The organism is Luteimonas pelagia, from assembly GCF_054776035.1.
This window is the reverse complement of sequence record NZ_BAAHCG010000001.1, coordinates 45,132-63,126: the sequence shown is the minus strand read 5'-3', so window position 1 is coordinate 63,126 and position 17,995 is coordinate 45,132. Positions and strand designations below refer to the sequence as shown.

The 17,995-nt window shown below is 71.8% G+C and carries 14 protein-coding genes and 1 pseudogene; 12 read left to right on the top strand and 3 right to left on the bottom strand.

The genetic code is table 11. The features are described from left to right. The first annotated feature begins 76 nt into the window (after nt 1-76). Nucleotides 77-2,278 carry a CHASE domain-containing protein gene (locus ACYU7H_RS00265; RefSeq protein ID WP_460811543.1) on the top strand — a complete coding sequence of 734 codons (2,202 nt, stop codon included), beginning with the start codon at nt 77-79 and terminating at the stop codon, nt 2,276-2,278. 9 nt (nt 2,279-2,287) lie between these two features. Here ACYU7H_RS00265 and smpB read toward each other — a convergent pair whose 3' ends face one another. After that, complete coding sequence (gene smpB, locus ACYU7H_RS00260) at nt 2,288-2,782, bottom strand: SsrA-binding protein SmpB (protein ID WP_460811542.1); 495 nt, start codon at nt 2,780-2,782, stop codon at nt 2,288-2,290. A gap of 63 nt (nt 2,783-2,845) precedes the next feature. On the opposite strand from smpB, the gene ACYU7H_RS00255 reads away from it, so the two are divergent. Together ACYU7H_RS00255 and ACYU7H_RS00250 are read left to right on the top strand one after the other, a co-directional pair. Next, the gene (locus tag ACYU7H_RS00255; protein ID WP_460811540.1) at nt 2,846-3,295 is read left to right on the top strand and encodes a type II toxin-antitoxin system RatA family toxin; all 450 of its coding nucleotides are present in this window, start codon (nt 2,846-2,848) and stop codon (nt 3,293-3,295) included. A 3-nt stretch (nt 3,296-3,298) separates the two neighbouring features. Beyond that, entirely contained in the window at nt 3,299-3,586 is a 288-nt protein-coding gene (locus ACYU7H_RS00250) for an RnfH family protein (protein WP_460811539.1), read from the top strand. A 33-nt stretch (nt 3,587-3,619) separates the two neighbouring features. Here ACYU7H_RS00250 and ACYU7H_RS00245 read toward each other — a convergent pair whose 3' ends face one another. Then, complete coding sequence (locus ACYU7H_RS00245; protein WP_460811537.1) at nt 3,620-4,027, bottom strand: outer membrane protein assembly factor BamE; 408 nt, start codon at nt 4,025-4,027, stop codon at nt 3,620-3,622. Between the two features lie 130 nt (nt 4,028-4,157). Here ACYU7H_RS00245 and fur point away from each other — a divergent pair, with 130 nt between their 5' ends. Continuing rightward, the gene (gene fur / locus ACYU7H_RS00240; RefSeq protein ID WP_460811536.1) at nt 4,158-4,559 is read left to right on the top strand and encodes a ferric iron uptake transcriptional regulator; all 402 of its coding nucleotides are present in this window, start codon (nt 4,158-4,160) and stop codon (nt 4,557-4,559) included. A gap of 6 nt (nt 4,560-4,565) precedes the next feature. Here fur and recN read toward each other — a convergent pair whose 3' ends face one another. Next, on the bottom strand, nt 4,566-6,227 hold the full coding sequence (gene recN, locus ACYU7H_RS00235) for a DNA repair protein RecN (RefSeq protein ID WP_460811534.1): 1,662 nt from the start codon (nt 6,225-6,227) through the stop codon (nt 4,566-4,568). Between the two features lie 132 nt (nt 6,228-6,359). On the opposite strand from recN, the gene hrcA reads away from it, so the two are divergent. The 8 genes and pseudogenes from hrcA to carB all read left to right on the top strand — a co-directional run bounded on the left by hrcA (nt 6,360) and on the right by carB (nt 17,950). Continuing rightward, nucleotides 6,360-7,412, top strand: coding sequence for a heat-inducible transcriptional repressor HrcA (gene hrcA, locus ACYU7H_RS00230; protein WP_460811533.1), 1,053 nt, complete (start codon nt 6,360-6,362; stop codon nt 7,410-7,412). Nucleotides 7,413-7,531: 119 nt separating this feature from the next. Then, the gene (gene grpE / locus ACYU7H_RS00225) at nt 7,532-8,044 is read left to right on the top strand and encodes a nucleotide exchange factor GrpE (RefSeq protein ID WP_460813005.1); all 513 of its coding nucleotides are present in this window, start codon (nt 7,532-7,534) and stop codon (nt 8,042-8,044) included. A 114-nt stretch (nt 8,045-8,158) separates the two neighbouring features. Continuing rightward, nucleotides 8,159-10,108 (top strand): annotated as a pseudogene (dnaK, locus tag ACYU7H_RS00220) (molecular chaperone DnaK); the annotation flags it as partial. Nucleotides 10,109-10,211: 103 nt separating this feature from the next. Further along, nucleotides 10,212-11,336 carry a molecular chaperone DnaJ gene (gene dnaJ, locus ACYU7H_RS00215; protein ID WP_460811531.1) on the top strand — a complete coding sequence of 375 codons (1,125 nt, stop codon included), beginning with the start codon at nt 10,212-10,214 and terminating at the stop codon, nt 11,334-11,336. 126 nt (nt 11,337-11,462) lie between these two features. Further along, nucleotides 11,463-12,542, top strand: coding sequence for a diguanylate cyclase domain-containing protein (locus tag ACYU7H_RS00210; RefSeq protein ID WP_460811529.1), 1,080 nt, complete (start codon nt 11,463-11,465; stop codon nt 12,540-12,542). Nucleotides 12,543-12,597: 55 nt separating this feature from the next. Beyond that, complete coding sequence (locus ACYU7H_RS00205; protein ID WP_460813003.1) at nt 12,598-13,317, top strand: 4-hydroxy-tetrahydrodipicolinate reductase; 720 nt, start codon at nt 12,598-12,600, stop codon at nt 13,315-13,317. A gap of 207 nt (nt 13,318-13,524) precedes the next feature. Beyond that, a complete protein-coding gene (carA, locus tag ACYU7H_RS00200; protein ID WP_460811527.1) occupies nt 13,525-14,700 on the top strand; it encodes a glutamine-hydrolyzing carbamoyl-phosphate synthase small subunit in 1,176 nt (391 codons plus the stop codon). A 1-nt stretch (nt 14,701) separates the two neighbouring features. Then, complete coding sequence (carB, locus tag ACYU7H_RS00195) at nt 14,702-17,950, top strand: carbamoyl-phosphate synthase large subunit (RefSeq protein ID WP_460811525.1); 3,249 nt, start codon at nt 14,702-14,704, stop codon at nt 17,948-17,950. Nucleotides 17,951-17,995 lie beyond the last annotated feature (45 nt).

Genomic DNA, 17,995 nt, shown 5'->3' with positions numbered 1-17,995 from the left:
AACCGTGGCCAGGCGCGGCTGCGGGTCCATCGGCCGTCCACGCGCGACGGAGCGGCGCCATGGGTATGCTTGCCCGATGAAGGGGGACGCACACCACGATCACGACGGGGCGGACGCCGCCGCCCCGCCGATGGCGCCCCGCGGCTACGTGCTGGCCGCGGCGGTGCTGCTCGGTTCGCTCGTGCTGGTCCTGCTGTCCTGGCGGGAAGGGCGGCAGCGCGAGCTCGAACGCGCGGAGTCGGTGTTCCAGGCCGAGGCCGCGGAACTGGTCGACAAGATCACCCAGCGGGCCGAGCAGCAGGAGCTGCTGCTGCGGGGCGGCGTGGCGCTGTTCGGCACCGTCGCCCGGCCGACGCCGCAGCAATGGAAGGCCTACGTCGACGCCATCCGGATCGACGCCCGCTTCCCGGCGATCGTCGGCCTCGGCTTCGCCGCCTACCTGACCCCGTCGGGACTCGAGCAGCTGCAGATCGCGCAGCGCGCGGCGGGGCACGGCCTGCTCGAGATCCACCCGCGCGGCGTCCGTGAACACTACGGACCGATCCTGTACCTCGAGCCCAAGACGGCCGCGAACCTGGACGCGCTGGGATTCGACATGTACGCCGAACCTGTGCGCCGCGCGGCGATGGACGCGGCGCGGGACACGGGCCTTGCGCGGATGAGCGGACCGGTCCACCTGGTGCAGGACGGCGGTGCGCCGATCCATTCCGTGCTCCTGTATGCCCCGGTCTACCGCGCGGGCGACCTGCCGCGGACGGTGGCCGCGCGTCGCCTGTCGATGCAGGGCTGGGTCTACATGCCGTTCCGCGTCGGCCCGTTCCTCGACGTCACGCTGGGTGACCGCCACGGGATGCGCTTCAGCGTGTTCGACACGTCCGGGCCGGGCACGGACGTGCTGGTCCACCGGGACGCGCCGCGCAGTGACACCGCGCCGCCTGCGTTCCGGCACGAGATCAGGATCGACGTCCATGGGCGGGCATGGCGCTTCGAAGTGGAATCCCCGCCCTTGGCGCAGGCGGCGCCGCGACTCGCCGGGATGCGCACCAACCTGCTGCTCGGACTGCTGGCCTCGCTCCTGCTGTTCCTCCTGGCACTGCTGCTGGCGCGCACCGAGGCCCGCGCCACGATGATCGCCACCCGGATGACGGAGAACTACCGCCGCAGCGAACGGCGCTTCCGCAATGCGATGCGCTACTCGGCGATCGGCAAGGCGCTGCTCGACCGCGACGGCAGGATCGTCGAGGCGAACCCGTCGCTGGCGAAGATCGTCGGGCGGGACGAGGACGCGCTGGTGGGCGTCCGCTTCACCGACCTGTTCGACGCCCGGGGCGAGCCCTCCCCGCCCGAGGCGGAGTCGTCGACCGAGGATGGCGTGTTCCGCACCACGCGCCAGCTGCATCGCGGCGGCGAATTGCGCCAGGCCCAGCTTACGTTCGCGCCGGTGCCCGGCAATGTCGGCCAGGACGTCGCCAAGCTCGTCCAGGTCGAGGACGTCACCGAACGGCTGCGCGCCGAGGCGAAGGTGCATGCCCTCAACCGGACGCTCGAGGCCCGGGTCTCGCTGCGCACCCGCGAACTCAGCGCGGCGAACCGGGAACTGGAGATGTTCGCCTACAACGTGTCCCACGACCTTCGCGCGCCGCTTCGCGCGATCGAGGGCTTCAGCCGGCTGCTCGTCGAACGGCATGCGTCGGCGCTGGACCCGACCGGCCGCGACTACCTGGAGCGCGTGCGCAAGGCGGCCGGCCGCATGGGCGACCTGATCGAGGCGATGCTGAAGATGTCGCGGCTCAGCCGGAGCGAGTTGCGCATGGCCGAGGTGGACCTCGGCCGGCTGGCGGCCGAGATCGTGGCCGAGCTGCGGGGGGCGGAACCCGACCGCCGGGTCACGGTGGAGATCGGCGATGGCCTGGTCGCGTTCGGCGACCCGACGCTGGTGCGCAACCTGCTCCAGAACCTGCTGGAGAACGCGTGGAAGTTCACGCGGCGACGCGAGGGGGCGCGGATCGAGGTTGGCGGCGGGGCGCCGCGCGACGACGGCGCGTGCGAATTCTTCGTCCGGGACAACGGCGTGGGATTCTCGCCCGAGTACGCCGACAAGCTGTTCCGTCCGTTCCAGCGGCTGCACAGCGAATCGCAGTTCGCCGGCCATGGCATCGGCCTGGCCTCGGTCAAGCGCATCGTGGACCGCCATGGCGGCGAGATCCGCGCCGAGGCGGGCGAGGGCGAGGGCGCGACGTTCTACTTCACCCTGCCGGGCCGCCTGCCGGGCCAGTAGGCGAGGGCTTCAGGCGTCGCGGTTGTGCCGCCGCAGGACGCGCTGCTTCTCGCGCTGCCAGTCGCGCTCCTTGGAAGCCTCGCGCTTGTCGTGGGCCTGCTTGCCGCGCGCCAGCGCCAGTTCCGCCTTCACCTTGTTGCCCTTCCAGTAGAGCGCCGTGGGGATGAGCGTGTAGCCCTCGCGCTCGACCTTGCCGACCAGCTGGTCGATCTCGTGCCGGTGCAGGAGCAGTTTCCGGGTGCGGCGCTCGTCGGCGACGAAATGGGTCGACGCGGTGGACAGCGGGGTCATCTGCGCGCCGAACAGGAACAGCTCGCCCTGGCGAACGACGGCATAGCTCTCGCCGATGTTCGCGCGGCCGGCGCGGATCGACTTCAGCTCCCACCCCTGCAGCGCGAGGCCCGCCTCGAAGCGCTCCTCGAGGTGGTACTCGTGCCGGGCGCGCTTGTTCAGCGCGATGGTGCCGCCGGTGTTTGCCTTATCCTTGCCGTTCTTCTTGCCCATCGCGCCATTGTCGCCGAACCCGCCTGCCCGTGACAGGCAAGGGTGGGCGACGGAACCGACCCGATGCCCGAGATCCGCCGGTCCGCCCTCGTGGAGCATTCCGCCGCGCGCATGTTCGCGCTGGTCGACGACATCCCGTCCTACCCGGCGCGCTTCGCCTGGTGCGAGGCCGCGCGGGTCCTGGAGGAGGACGGCGACCGCGTCGTCGCGCGGCTCGACCTGCGGCTCGGCGCCTTCAGGACCTGGTTCACGACCGAGAACACCCGCGCGCGGCCGCACCACATCGACCTCCTGCTGGTGGACGGGCCGTTCCGCAGGCTTTCCGGCCGCTGGCAGTTCCACGCGCTGGACGAGTCGGCCTGCAAGGTGACCCTGCAGCTCAACTTCGAGCCGGCCACCCGGTTGCTGGCGCCGGCGATGGCACTCGGGTTCCAGGCCCTGGCCGACCGGATGGTCGACGACTTCGTCCGCGCGGCCGACGGCCTGCTGGCGCCGGCCGATGCCGGGAACTGAGGGGTGGCACGTCCGGGTTGCATCGCCGTCGAAGTCGTCGCCGCCTGGCCGCGGCGGCACGCCTCGGTCCGGCTGAGCCTGCCGGAGGGCGCCACGGTGGCCGATGCGCTGCGCGACGCCGCGCTGCCAGCGGGCATGCGGGAGGGGATCGCGGGGCAGGCGATCCACGGCGTCGCGGCGTCGCCCGACGCGCGCCTGCACGACGGCGACCGCCTCGAGTTGCTCAGGCCGCTGCAGGCCGATCCGAAGGATGCGCGGCGGCGCCGCGCGGGACGGGGCGCGGGGCGCTGAAGCCCCTGCGCCGCAGGTTTGGCCGGGATGCCGTCAGCGGCCGCCCGGACCGTCCTCGTCGCGCTTGAGGTTCGGGCCGAATTCGCGTCGCGCGCGGTCGGCGATCTCGGCGTCCTGCTCGGGGAAGTAGTCGCCGTCCCACCGCGCCAGCACGCCCGACTCGAACCACAGCGTCAGGTTGCGCACCTCGGTGTCGCCGGCGCGGCCCACGCGTCGCGTGCTGGTGTAGTCCCAGCGCTCGTGGTGGAACGGATCGGTCACCGACGGCGTGCCGATCAGCGTGATCACCTGCTGCTGCGTCATGCCGGCCTGCAACTGTTCCACCGCGGTGGGCTCGAGCAGGTTGCCCTGGTAGATCGGTTGCCTGTACAGCACGCCACAGCCCGAGGCGAGCAGGGCGACGAGGGTGGCGGTGGCCAGTGTCCGTGGGAGGTTTCGCATCGGTCTCGCGGGGTCGGTCCGAAGCGGCCGATGATACACTCAACGCCCGCCGCCGCCGTCCCGCACAGTGCCGGCGATGCCCCCGCAGGACCGGGCCGGGGCCCGGACCCATCGACGAGGACAGGGACCGATGGAATCGCAGGACCTGCGCAAGGTCGGACTGAAGGTGACGCATCCGAGGATGCGCATCCTGGAGTTGCTCGAGCACGCCAAGCCGCGGCACATGACAGCGGAGGACATCTACCGCCAGCTGCTCGAGCATGGCGACGAGATCGGGCTGGCGACGGTCTACCGCGTGCTCACGCAGTTCGAGGCGGCCGGCCTGGTGCTCAAGCACAACTTCGAGGGCGGGCATGCGGTCTACGAGCTCGACCGCGGCGAGCACCACGACCACATGGTCGACATCGACACCGGCAAGGTGGTCGAGTTCCACAGCGACGAGATCGAGCGCCTGCAGGAGCAGGTCGCCGCGAGGCACGGCTACGTCATCGAGGACCACTCGCTGGTCCTGTACGTGCGCAAGAAGCGCTGACGTCCTTCAGTCGGCGTCGGCCAGCAGGGCCTTCGCGGCCGCGCGCGCCTCGCGTCCCACCGTCGAACCACCCAGCATCCGCGCCAGCTCCTCGGCACGCGCGGTGGCGTCCAGCCGTTCGACCGCGCTGCGGGTCAGGCCGTCCGCGTCCGCCTTGCTGACGCGGTAGTGCGCGTGGCCCTGGGCGGCCACCTGCGGCAGGTGGGTCACGCAGAGCACCTGCCGCGCCGCGCCCAGCGCCCGCAGCTTGCGCCCGACGATGTCGGCCACGGCACCGCCGATGCCTGAATCGACCTCGTCGAAGACCATCGTCGGGACGGCGTCCATCCCGAGCGCGGCGACCTCGATCGCCAGCGAGATGCGCGACAGCTCGCCGCCCGACGCGACCTTGCGCAGGGGTCTGGGCGGCTGCCCAGCGTTGGCGGACACCTGGAACTCCACGCGCTCGGCGCCCTGCGGATCCGGCGTGTCGACGCCGACCGGTTCGAGCGCGACCCGGAACACGCCGCCCCCCATGCCGAGCTCGCCCATCAGGGCGGTGACCTGGCGCGACAGCCGGTCCGCCGCCGCCTGGCGCGCGGACGTCAGCGCGGCGGCCGCGCCGGCCCAGGCCGACCGGGCGGCATCGATCTCCTTCCCGAGCGCCTCGGCCCGCTCGCCCGCGCCCAGCAGGGCGTCGCGTTCGGAGGCGAGGGCGTCGCGGTGGGCCCGGAGCTCACCGGCCGGTACGCGATGCTTGCGGGCGAGGTCGTGGATGCGCGCAAGGCGCCGGTCCATGTCCTCCAGCGTCGCCGGGTCGAGGTCCAGGTCCGCGCGGACGCGCCCGAGCAGGGCACCGGCCTCGTCGAGCTGGATCGCCGCCGCGTCGAGCATGCCGTCCACTTCGCCCAGCCGGGGTTCGTGGGCGGCCTCCCGGGCCAACGCCTGGCGGATGCGCTGCAGTTGGGTCGCCAGCGCGGCGTCGCCGGCGATCCGCGCGAGTGCATCGTCGCAGGCCGCCGCGAGCTCGGCCGCGTGCGCCTGCCGGCGGTGGCCGCTGGCCAGCGATTCGATCGCCTCGGGCGACAGGTCCTCGCGGCCGAGTTCGGCCAGCTGGTGTTCGAGCAGGGCGAGCCGTTCGGCGGGATCGCCGCGGTGGGACAACGCGTCGCGCTCGCGCACGAGCGCCGACCATGCGCCGGCCGCCGCGCGCACCGCGGCGAGCGCGTCGGCATGGCCGCCCTGCGCATCGAGCAGCGCGAGCTGGCTCGGCCGCGCCAGCAGCGCCTGCTGGTCGTGCTGGCCATGGATCTCGACCAGGTGGGCCGAGAGCGCCGCCAGCTGGCCGATGGTGGCCGGGCGGCCGTTGATCCAGGCACGCGAGCCGCCGTCGGCGCGCAGCGTGCGCCGCAACTGGCAGGCCTCGTCCTCGTCCATGTCGTTGTCGCGCAGCCACCGTGCGGCATCGGGCGCGTCGTCCAGCGCGAAGCCGGCCGACAGTTCCGCCCGGTCCGCGCCATGGCGGACCATCGCGCTGTCCGCGCGCGCGCCCGACAGGAAGCCCAGCGCGTCGACCAGCAGCGACTTGCCCGCGCCGGTCTCGCCCGAGATGACGGTCATGCCGGGGCCGAACTCGAGTTCGGCGCTCCGGACGACGGCGAAATCGCGGATGGCGAGGTGGCGCAGCATGGGGGGCGATTGTGCCGTGCGCGCGCTGCGCGGCCAACGTGCCGGCGTCGGGAATCCCGCCGGGCGCGCGTGGGAACCGGCGCCACGGTCCGGCTTGCGCCCCCGCGCGGCCGGTCGTATACCGGATCGGCCATGACCAAGCGCGCCACCGATCCCGCCAGCGACCCGCGTGCCCGCCAGCTCCTGCGCACGCTCATCGCGCGGTACATCCGCGACGGCGAGCCGGTGGGGTCGCAGACGCTCGCGCGCCATTCCGGCCTGGACATCAGCCCCGCGACGATCCGCAACATCCTGGCCGACCTCGAGGACGTCGGATTGCTGGCTTCGCCGCACACGTCCGCCGGCCGGGTGCCGACGGCGCAGGGTTACCGGATGTTCGTGGACTCGCTGCTGCAGCTCCGCCCGCTGCCGGAGACCGAGGTCGCCCGCCTCCGCGCCGAACTCCCCGCCGGATCCGGCACCAAGGACCTGCTGGGCTCCGCCTCCGAGCTGGTGTCGGCCATGACGCACTTCGTGGGCGTCGTCAGCGTGCCGCGGCGCGAGGCCTTCGCCTTCCGGCACATCGACTTCGTGCCGATCGACGGCCAACGGGTGCTGGCCATCCTGGTGTTCGCCGACAACGACGTCCAGAACCGCGTGCTGCAGACCCGCCGCCCCTACGAGGCCGACGAGCTGGAGCGGGTGGCGAACTACCTGAACCGGCATTTCGCCGGCCGGCCGCTGGCCGACATCCGCGCCACCCTCGTGCGCGACCTGCGCGCGGCGCGGGACGAGATGGAAGCGCTGCTGGCGAGCACGATGGACCTTGCCGAGCAGGCCCTGGCGCCCGGCGACGAGGACATGCTGCTCGCCGGCCAGACCCGCTTGATGGGGGTGCAGGACCTGTCCGACCTCGACCGCCTGCGCGAGCTGTTCGAGGCCTTCGCGCGCAAGCGCGAGATCCTGCAGTTGCTCGAGCGGACCATCCAGGCACCCGGCGTGCGCATCTTCATCGGCGAGGAGACCGGCCTGGGTCCGCTGGAGGGCGTGTCGCTCGTGACCGCGCCGTATGGCGCGGGCTCGCCCGGTGGGCCGGTGCTGGGCGTGCTGGGCGTGATCGGCCCGACGCGCATGGCCTACGAACGCGTGATCCCCGTGGTCCAGGCGACCGCGGACGCGCTGGGCGCCGCCCTGCAGGGGCGCTGACCCCGTCGCGTCGCCGCGGGTTCACGTCCGTGGCTTGAAATCCCACGCGGCGGCCCCATTGGGCATCCCCGTGCGGCACGGTGCCGCGTGAGGACACGGAGCGGATGACCACGGAACCGATGCAGGACGGCACGACGGACACCCGTCCGGCCGACGAAGCGAACGACCCCACCCGGGCGCTCGAGGACCAGGTCGAGGCATTGAGCGCGGAGCTCGAGCAGCTGCGCGCCGAGTCGCTGCGCGAGCGCGCGGACCTCGACAACCAGCGCAAGCGACTGGCGCGCGAGATCGACCAGGCGCGCAAGTTCGCCAACGAGCGGCTGCTCTCCGAGCTGCTGCCGCTGTTCGACAGCATGGAGGCGGGCCTTGCCGCGGCCGCGCAGGCCGACCCGCTGCGCGAGGGCATGGAGCTGACGCTGCGCCAGCTGCACCGGATCGCCGAGGCGAACGGGCTGGTGGAGGTCGCGCCCGCGGCGGGCGACGCCTTCGACCCCGAGCGCCACCAGGCGATGAGCATGGTCGCGGCCGAAGGCGTGCCGCCCGGCGCCGTCGCGCAGTTGTACCAGAAGGGCTACGTGCTCAACGACCGCCTGCTGCGCCCCGCGCTGGTGGTGGTCGCCAACCACGACTGAGCCCGCGTCGGCCACCGGGTTGAACCCCGGGCCGCCGGCCCCACATCACCGGCATCGGCGCCAGCGCGCGCCCATCGAACCAGGCCGCCCCGGCGGCCACCGCAATCGGAGAGGGAGCACCACACCATGGGCAAGATCATCGGCATCGACCTCGGCACGACGAACTCGTGCGTGGCGATCATGGAGGGCGGCAAGGCCCGCGTCATCGAGAACGCCGAGGGTGATCGCACCACGCCGTCGATCGTGGCGTTCACCAAGGACGGCGAAGTGCTGGTCGGCGCGTCCGCCAAGCGCCAGGCCGTCACCAACCCGAAGAACACGTTCTTCGCGGTCAAGCGCCTGATCGGCCGCAAGTTCACCGACGCCGAGGTCCAGAAGGACATCGGCCTGGTGCCGTACACGATCGTCCAGCACGACAACGGCGACGCCTGGGTGCAGACGGCGGACGGCAGGAAGCTGGCGCCGCAGGAAATCTCCGCCAAGGTGCTGGAGAAGATGAAGAAGACCGCCGAGGCCTACCTCGGCGAGACCGTGACCGAGGCGGTGATCACCGTCCCGGCCTACTTCAACGACTCGCAGCGCCAGGCGACGAAGGACGCCGGCAGGATCGCCGGGCTCGACGTCAAGCGCATCATCAACGAGCCGACCGCCGCGGCGCTGGCCTACGGCATGGACAAGAAGGGCGGCGACCGCAAGGTCGCGGTCTACGACCTGGGCGGCGGCACCTTCGACGTGTCGATCATCGAGATCGCGTCGGTCGACGGCGAGATGCAGGTCGAGGTGCTCGCCACCAACGGCGACACGTTCCTGGGCGGCGAGGACTTCGACAAGCGGGTCATCGACTACCTCGTGGAGGAGTTCCAGAAGGACCAGGGCATCGACCTGCGCAAGGACCACCTCGCGCTGCAGCGCCTGAAGGACGCGGCCGAGCGCGCCAAGATCGAGCTGTCCACCGCGCAGCAGACCGAGGTCAACCTGCCGTACGTGACGGCCGACGCCTCCGGCCCGAAGCACCTCAACATCAAGCTGACCCGCGCCAAGCTCGAGTCGCTGGTCGAGGACCTGGTCAAGAAGACGATCGAGCCGTGCCGCGTCGCGCTGAACGATGCCGGCCTGCGCGGTTCGGACATCTCCGAGGTGATCCTGGTCGGCGGCCAGACCCGCATGCCGAAGGTGCAGCAGGCGGTGGGCGAGTTCTTCGGCAAGGAGCCGCGCAAGGACGTCAACCCCGACGAGGCGGTGGCGCTGGGCGCCGCGATCCAGGGCGGCGTGCTGGCCGGCGACGTCAAGGACGTGCTGCTGCTCGACGTGACCCCGCTGAGCCTGGGCATCGAGACCCTGGGTGGCGTGTTCACCAAGATCATCGAGAAGAACACCACGGTGCCGACCAAGGCCTCGCAGACGTTCTCGACCGCCGAGGACAACCAGTCCGCGGTGACCGTGCACGTGCTGCAGGGCGAGCGCGAGCAGGCCCGCTTCAACAAGTCGCTGGCCAAGTTCGACCTCACCGGCATCGACCCGGCCCCGCGCGGCATGCCGCAGGTGGAGGTGTCGTTCGACATCGACGCCAACGGCATCGTCCACGTGACCGCCAAGGACAAGAAGACCGGCAAGGAGCAGAAGGTCGAGATCAAGGCCGGCTCGGGCCTGTCGGACGACGAGATCCAGCGGATGGTCCAGGACGCCGAGGCGCACCGCGAGGAGGACAAGAAGTTCCAGGAGCTGGTTCAGGCCCGCAACCACGCCGACGCCCTCGTGCACGCCGCGCGCAGCGCGATCAAGGACAACGGCGACAAGGTGCCGGGCGACGTGATCGGGTCGACGGAGTCGGCGATCGCGGACCTGGAAACCGCCATGAAGGGCGACGACAAGGCGCAGATCGAGGCCAAGTCGAAGGCGCTGGAGGAGGCCAGCCAGTCGCTGTTCGCCGCGGCCGCTGCCGCCGCCCAGGGTGGCCAGGCCGGCCCGGACGCGGGTGCAGGCGGTGCGTCGGGCCAGGGCGGGCAGGGCGACGACGTGGTCGACGCCGAGTTCACCGAAGTCAAGGACGACGAGCAGAAGTAGCTGTCATCCACCAGCGCCTTGCGCTGATGGATCAACTGCCCGCGTTCAACCGGCTGGTGCCGGTTAACGCGGGCGGTGCGTTTCGGGGAGAACGGGACCTGCGATGAGCAAGCGTGATTACTACGAAGTCCTGGGCGTCGCGCGCGACGCGTCCGCCGAGGATCTCAAGAAGGCCTATCGCCGCTGCGCGATGAAGCACCACCCCGACCGCAACGGTGGCGACGCCGGGGCGATCGAGAAGTTCAAGGAGTGCAAGGAGGCCTACGAGGTCCTTTCGGACGCCGGCAAGCGCCGGATGTACGACCAGCACGGCCACGCCGCCTTCGAGCACGGCATGGGCGGCGGCGCGGGTGGCGCCGGTTACGCCGACATGGGCGACATCTTCGGGGACATCTTCGGCAACATCTTCGGGGGCGGCATGCGCGGCGGCCCGCGGCGCGGCGCCGACATCGGGTACGTGATGGAGCTCGACCTCGAGGACGCGGTCGCAGGCGTCGAGAAGCGCATCGAGGTGCCGACCCTCTCCAGCTGCGCGCCCTGCAACGGCACCGGCTCGGAGGACGGTGAACTCGACACCTGCGCCACCTGCGGGGGCCACGGCCAGGTCCGGCTGCAGCGCGGCATCTTCAGCATGCAGCAGGCCTGCCCGCAGTGCGGCGGGCGCGGGCGGACCATCCGCAACCCCTGCGCGCACTGCCAGGGCCGCGGCCGCGTCGAGGAGGAGAAGGTCCTGTCGGTCAAGGTGCCGGCGGGCGTGGACAACGGCGACCGGATCCGGCTGGCGGGCGAGGGCGAGGCGGGGCCGCCGGGCGCCCGGCCCGGCGACCTGTACGTCGAGGTGCGGGTGCGCCCCCACGCGATCTTCGAGCGCGACGGCGACGACCTGCACTGCGAGGTCCCGATCCGCCTGGGCCAAGCCGCGCTGGGCGACAGCGTGCGCGTGCCGACGCTCGGCGGCGAGGAGGAGATCCGGATCCCCGCCGAGACCCAGACCGGCAAGGTGTTCCGCCTGCGGGACCGGGGCGTTAAGTCGGTCCGCAGCCGCCGCCCGGGCGACCTGTACTGCAAGGTCGTGGTGGAGACGCCGGTCAACCTCACCGCGGAGCAGCGCGAACTGCTCGAGAAGTTCGACGCGACCTTCGTCGGCGAGAGCGCGCGCCGCCACGCACCGCGATCGGCCACGTTCCTCGATGGCGTCAAGGGGTTCTGGGACCGCATGGTGTCCTGATCGGGCGCCTGCCCGCGTTTTTTCCTTCGGGGTTGCGCTAGTCTTCGCGGCCTTGGCATCGGGGGAGGAGCAGCGTGGGGGCCGGACGTCGCATCACGACCGCGTGCAACCGGGAGCGGCGGGACCGTGGCCGACCACGCTGAAGCGCCGCCGACGGCGGGCGACCGCGCCCTGCGGCGGCGGCTGGACTTCGAGCGCAGGCTGACCTCGATCTCCGCGGCGCTGATGCGCAGTGGCGGGGACGCGCTCGATGGCGCGGTCGTCGACGCCCTGGGGCAGGTCGGCGGGTTCTTCCAGGTCGACCGCGCGTACGTGTTCGAGATCGACGCCGCCGCGGGGCTGCAGAGCAACACGCACGAGTGGGTCGCGCCGGGGATCAGTTCCGAGGCCGCCAACCTGCAGGGCCTGCCGCTGGACACGTTCCCCTGGCTGATGAGGGAGCTGTCCGCGGACCGCGCGGTCGCCTTCGCGGACATCGCGGAACTGCCCCCCGAAGCGACCAGCGAGCGCGAGGAGTTCGACCGCGAGGGCATCCGGTCCATCGTCATCGTGCCGATCTGGGACGGTCCGTCGCTGTCGGGCTTCGCCGGCTTCGACGCGGTGCGCAACCACATCGAGTGGGACGAGGACTACCTGATCGGCCTGCGACTGCTCGCGCAGATGCTCGGGAGCGCGCTGCGGGCGCGGGAGATGGCGCACCGGTTGCGGGCCATGGCCTTCAGCGACCCCCTCACGGGGCTGGCGAACCGCGCGCTGCTGGCGCGGCGCTTCGAGGACGCGCTCGCCTCGGCACGCGCCTCGGGGGGCCAGGTGATCGTGGCCCTGGTCGACCTGGACGACTTCAAGCCGGTCAACGACCGTCTGGGCCACGCGGCCGGCGACGCGGTGCTGTGCGAGGTGGGTCGCCGCCTGCGGTCGTGCGCGGACGGTCGGGACACCGTCGCGCGCCTGGGCGGCGACGAGTTCGTGGTGCTGGTCGCCGATCCGCACGCGACGGCGCACGAGGTCGGCGCGCGGCTCATGGGTGCATTCGACGAAGCCTTCCTGGCCGACGGCCAGGTCGTCGGCCTGCACGCGAGCATCGGGCTCGCGGTCGCCGGCTCGAGCGACGACCACGCCGACGGATTGCTCCGTCGCGCGGACACCGCGATGTACCGCGCCAAGGCCGCGGGCAAGCACCGCTGGATCGTGCTCGACGACGCCTGACCGCCTTGTCGCCGCGCGTTCACGCCGCTAGCCTGCCGCGATGGCGCCCACCCCGATGACATCGACCCGCCTGAAGCTGCTCGTGCACGGTGCCTCCGGCCGCATGGGCCAGGCGCTCCTGCGCCTCTGCGCGGAGGAGGGCAGTCCGTGCGAAGCCGTGGCGGCCGTGTCCCGCAGCCGGCCCGGGCAGCGCGTCGTCGAAGGCGTGCCCTGGTTCGCCTCCAGCGAGATCGGCGGCGTGCCGGCGTTCGACGTCGCCGTCGACTTCAGCGTGCCGGAGGCCTTCGACGACATCCTGGCCCTGTGCCGTCGCCGGCGCGCGCCGCTGGTGTCTGGGACCACGGGCCTCGGCGAGGCGCGGTTCGCCGCGCTCGACGCCGCCGCCACGGACCTGCCCGTCGCATGGGCGGCGAATTTCAGCCTGGGCGTGGCCGTCCTGCAGGACCTCGTGGCGCGCGCGGCCGCCGCGTTGCCGGGCTGGGACCTCGACATCCTCGAGGCCCACCACGTGCACAAGCGCGACGCGCCGTCGGGCACGGCCTTGGCGCTCGGTGAGGTCGCGGGCGCCGCCGGCGCGGAGCCGCGCTACGCCAGCGTGCGTGCCGGCGACATCGTCGGCGAGCACACCGTGCAGCTGACGGGGCAGGGCGAGCGGATCGAACTGGTCCACCGCGCCACCAACCGCGACATCTTCGCCCGCGGGGCGCTCCACGCCGCCACGCGGCTGCGCGGGCGCCCGCCGGGGCGCTACGCGCTGCGCGACCTGCTCGACTGAACCGGCTGCCGGCCGCGCGCCATCGCGTGCTGGCGTGGCCGCGTCCGGACCGGTAGAATTCCGGCTCGCCCGAACCCCGCCCGCTGGACCGGCCCACGCCGCGTCCGCGGCTTGTTGCAGCCCGCGTTCAGCCAGACCGCCCGGTGGCGGTGGCCGGAGGCGCGGCCGGCGGGGTGGCATCCCCCCGGCAGCCGAGGCGATCCCCGCGTGACCCGACCCGCAATCCTGGTCCTCGAAGACGGCACCGTGTTCGAGGGCGACTCGATCGGTGCGCCCGGCCTCTCGGTCGGCGAGGTGGTGTTCAACACCGCGATGACCGGCTACCAGGAGATCGTCACCGATCCCTCGTACGCCCGGCAGCTGGTGACGCTGACCTACCCGCACATCGGCAACACCGGCTGCACCGGCCGCGACGACGAGGCCACGCGCCCCTGGGCCGCGGGCCTGATCGTGCGCGACGTGCCGCGCCGCCCGTCCAACTGGCGCAGCCAGGCGTCGCTGCCCGAGTGGCTGGCGGCGCGCGGCGTGGTCGGCATCGCCGGCATCGACACCCGCAAGCTGACCCGCCTGCTGCGCGACCGCGGCGCCCAGAACGGCGCGCTGCTCGCCGCCGGCGACGACGGCGTGCTCGACGTCGAGCACGCGCTCGAGGCGGCGCGCAAGTTTCCGGGCCTCAAGGGCATGGACCTTGCCAAGGAAGTCTCGGTGCGCGAGGCCTACCGCTGGAGCGAGGGCCAGCTGGACCTGGATTCCGGCGAGTGGGTGTCGGCGAAGCCCGCGTTCCGCGTCGTGGCCTACGACTACGGCGTCAAGCTCAACATCCTGCGGATGCTCGCCGAGCGCGGCTGCGACGTGACCGTGGTGCCCGCCACCACGCCGGCCGCGGACGTCCTCGCCATGGATCCCGACGGCGTGTTCCTGTCCAATGGCCCCGGCGACCCGGCGCCGTGCGACTACGCCATCGCCGCGATCCGCACCTTCCTCGAGCGCCGCGTGCCCGTGTACGGCATCTGCCTGGGCCACCAGCTGCTGGCGCTCGCCGCCGGCGCGCGCACGGCGAAGATGAAGTTCGGCCACCACGGCGCCAACCACCCGGTCCAGGACCTGGACACCGGCCGGGTGATGATCACCAGCCAGAACCACGGCTTCGCGGTCGACGAGGCGAGCCTGCCGGCCAACGTGCGGGTGACCCACCGCTCGCTGTTCGACGGCTCGAACCAGGGCATCGCGCTGACCGACGCGCCGGCGTTCTCCTTCCAGGGCCACCCGGAGGCGAGCCCCGGCCCGCACGACGTGGCGCCGCTGTTCGACCGCTTCCTCGAATCCATGCGCACCGCCCGCGAGGGCGCGCCCGCGCGCGCCGCGTCGATGGAGGCGCACTGACATGCCCCGCCGCACCGACATCAAGACCATCCTGATCATCGGCGCCGGCCCGATCGTCATCGGCCAGGCCTGCGAGTTCGACTACTCCGGCGCGCAGGCGTGCAAGGCGCTGCGCGACGAGGGCTTCCGGGTGGTGCTGGTCAACAGCAACCCGGCCACGATCATGACCGACCCGGAGATGGCCGACGCGGTCTACATCGAGCCGATCAACTGGCAGACGGTCGAGAAGATCATCGCCAAGGAGAAGCCCGACGCGCTGCTGCCGACGATGGGCGGCCAGACGGCGTTGAACTGCGCGCTGGACCTCGCCGACAACGGCGTGCTCGAGCGTCATGGGGTGGAGCTGATCGGCGCCTCGCGCGATGCCATCCGCATGGCCGAGGACCGCGAGCTGTTCAAGCAGGCGATGGCCGAGATCGGGCTGGAATGCCCGCGGGCCGAGGTGGCCCGGACCTTCGATCGGGCGCTGGAGATCCAGGCCACGGTCGGCTACCCGACGATCATCCGCCCGAGCTTCACGCTCGGCGGCAGCGGTGGCGGCATCGCCTACAACCGCGAGGAATTCGAGGACATCGTCAAGCGCGGCCTCGAGCTCAGCCCGGTGAACGAGGTGCTGGTCGAGGAGTCCGTCCTCGGCTGGAAGGAATTCGAGATGGAGGTGGTCCGCGACCGCGCGGACAACTGCATCATCGTGTGCTCGATCGAGAACCTCGACTCGATGGGCGTGCACACCGGCGACAGCATCACCGTCGCGCCGGCGCAGACGCTCACCGACAAGGAATACCAGCGCCTGCGCGACGCCTCGATCGCCGTGCTGCGCAAGATCGGCGTGGACACGGGCGGCTCGAACGTGCAGTTCGGCGTCAACGTGGAGAACGGCCGCGTGGTCGTGATCGAGATGAACCCGCGCGTGTCGCGGTCCTCGGCGCTGGCCTCGAAGGCGACCGGCTTCCCGATCGCCAAGGTCGCGGCCAAGCTCGCCGTCGGCTACACGCTCGACGAGCTGCGCAACGAGATCACCGGCGGCGCGACCCCGGCCAGCTTCGAGCCGGCGATCGACTACGTGGTCACCAAGATCCCGCGCTTCGCCTTCGAGAAGTTCCCGCAGGCCGACGCGCGCCTGACCACCCAGATGAAGTCGGTGGGCGAGGTCATGGCCATGGGCCGCACCTTCGCCGAGTCGCTGCAGAAGGCGCTGCGCGGGCTGGAGACCGGCAAGGTCGGCCTCGACCCGACCGGCCTGGACCTGGCGTCCGAGGACGGCCTGGCGAAGCTGCGCCGCGAACTGAAGGAACCGGGCCCGGATCGGATCTTCCACGTCGCCGACGCGTTCCGGGCGGGCATGGCGGTCGAAGAGGTCCACGCACTGTCGTTCGTCGACCCGTGGTTCCTCGACCAGATCGAGGAGATCGTCGCGGCCGAGCGCGAGGTGGCCGAGGCCGGCCTGGACGCCATCGACGCCGCGCGCATGCGCCGCCTCAAGCGCCTGGGTTTCTCCGATGCCCGCCTGGCGCAGCTCACCGGCACCAGCGAGGCCGCGCTCCGGGCCCTGCGCCGTGCCTTCGGCGTGCGCCCGGTCTACAAGCGCGTGGATTCGTGCGCGGCGGAGTTCGCGACCAGCACGGCCTACATGTACTCGACCTACGAGGACGAGTGCGAGGCCGCGCCGACGGACCGCGACAAGGTGATCGTGCTCGGCGGCGGCCCCAACCGCATCGGCCAGGGCATCGAGTTCGACTACTGCTGCGTGCACGCCGCGCTGGCGCTGCGCGAGGACGGGTTCGAGACCATCATGGTCAACTGCAACCCGGAAACCGTCTCCACCGACTACGACACCTCCGACCGCCTGTACTTCGAGCCCCTGACGCTCGAGGACGTGCTGGAGATCGTCGAACTGGAGAAGCCCAAGGGCGTGATCGTCCAGTACGGCGGCCAGACGCCGCTCAAGCTGGCGCAGGCGCTCGAGGCCAACGGCGTGCCGATCGTCGGCACCAGCCCGGACTCGATCGACCTTGCCGAGGACCGCGAGCGCTTCCAGCAGCTCGTCGACCGCCTGGGCCTGAAGCAGCCGCCCAACCGCATCGCCCGCAACGCCGGCGAGGCGGTGGCGCTGGCGCGCGAGATCGGCTATCCGCTGGTGGTGCGCCCCAGCTACGTGCTCGGCGGCCGCGCGATGGAAGTCGTGCATTCCGATGCCGAGCTCGAGCGCTATATCCGCGACGCGGTGAAGGTTTCCGACAAGTCGCCGGTGCTGCTCGACCGCTTCCTCGACAACGCCGTCGAGGTCGACATCGACGTGATCGCGGACCGCGAAGGCAACGTGCTGGTCGGCGGCGTGATGGAGCACATCGAGGAGGCGGGCGTGCATTCCGGCGACTCGTCGTGCTCGCTGCCGCCGTACTCGCTGCCGCAGTCGGTGCAGGCACGGCTGCGCGAGCAGGTGGTCGCGCTGGCGCGCGCGCTCGACGTGGTCGGCCTGATGAACACCCAGTTCGCCGTGCAGGTGGACGGGGAGGGCGAGGCCACGATCTACCTGCTCGAGGTCAACCCGCGTGCGTCGCGCACCGTGCCGTTCGTCTCCAAGGCGACGGGGCGGCCGCTGGCGAAGATCGCCGCGCGCTGCATGGTCGGCCGCACGCTGGCCGAACAGGACGCGACCACCGAGATCGTGCCCGAGTACTTCTCGGTCAAGGAAGCGATCTTCCCGTTCGCGAAGTTCCAGAACGTGGACCCGATCCTCGGCCCGGAGATGCGTTCGACCGGCGAGGTGATGGGCGTGGGCCGCAGCTTCGGCGCGGCCATGGCGCGCGCGCAGGAGGCGGGCGGGATCCGCGCGCTGCCGCCGTCCGGCAAGGCGTTCCTCTCGGTGCGCGATCCGGACAAGGCACGCCTGGCGCCGGTCGCCCACGAGCTGGTGCGCCGGGGCTATGGCCTGGTCGCGACCGGCGGCACCGCGGACTTCCTCAAGTCCGAGGGCTTCGAGTGCGAGCGCATCAACAAGGTGATCGAGGGCCGGCCGCACGTGGTCGACCTGATCAAGAACGGCGAGATCGCCTACATCGTGAACACGACCGAGGGCCGCCAGGCCATCACCGACTCGTTCTCGATCCGGCGCGAGGCGCTGCAGCATCGCGTCACGTACTCGACCACGATCGCCGGCGCGAAGGCGCTGCTGCATTCGCTCGACTTCCGCGATTCCGGCCCGGTCTGGTCGCTGCAGGAACTGCACGACGAGGTCGGCGTCGGCTGACCCGCGACGCCGGCGCAGGCCGGCACCCTCCCAAGCCAGAGATCC

Excerpts from the sequence above, each read along its gene's own strand:
- ACYU7H_RS00265 (WP_460811543.1), top strand. The coding sequence starts at position 77 with ATGAAGGGGGACGCACACCACGATCACGACGGGGCGGACGCCGCCGCC.
- fur (WP_460811536.1), top strand. The coding sequence starts at position 4,158 with ATGGAATCGCAGGACCTGCGCAAGGTCGGACTGAAGGTGACGCATCCG.
- ACYU7H_RS00245 (WP_460811537.1), bottom strand. The coding sequence starts at position 4,027 with ATGCGAAACCTCCCACGGACACTGGCCACCGCCACCCTCGTCGCCCTG.
- hrcA (WP_460811533.1), top strand. The coding sequence starts at position 6,360 with ATGACCAAGCGCGCCACCGATCCCGCCAGCGACCCGCGTGCCCGCCAG.
- carB (WP_460811525.1), top strand. The coding sequence starts at position 14,702 with ATGCCCCGCCGCACCGACATCAAGACCATCCTGATCATCGGCGCCGGC.
- recN (WP_460811534.1), bottom strand. The coding sequence starts at position 6,227 with ATGCTGCGCCACCTCGCCATCCGCGATTTCGCCGTCGTCCGGAGCGCC.
- smpB (WP_460811542.1), bottom strand. The coding sequence starts at position 2,782 with ATGGGCAAGAAGAACGGCAAGGATAAGGCAAACACCGGCGGCACCATC.
- ACYU7H_RS00255 (WP_460811540.1), top strand. The coding sequence starts at position 2,846 with ATGCCCGAGATCCGCCGGTCCGCCCTCGTGGAGCATTCCGCCGCGCGC.
- grpE (WP_460813005.1), top strand. The coding sequence starts at position 7,532 with ATGCAGGACGGCACGACGGACACCCGTCCGGCCGACGAAGCGAACGAC.
- ACYU7H_RS00205 (WP_460813003.1), top strand. The coding sequence starts at position 12,598 with ATGACATCGACCCGCCTGAAGCTGCTCGTGCACGGTGCCTCCGGCCGC.
- dnaJ (WP_460811531.1), top strand. The coding sequence starts at position 10,212 with ATGAGCAAGCGTGATTACTACGAAGTCCTGGGCGTCGCGCGCGACGCG.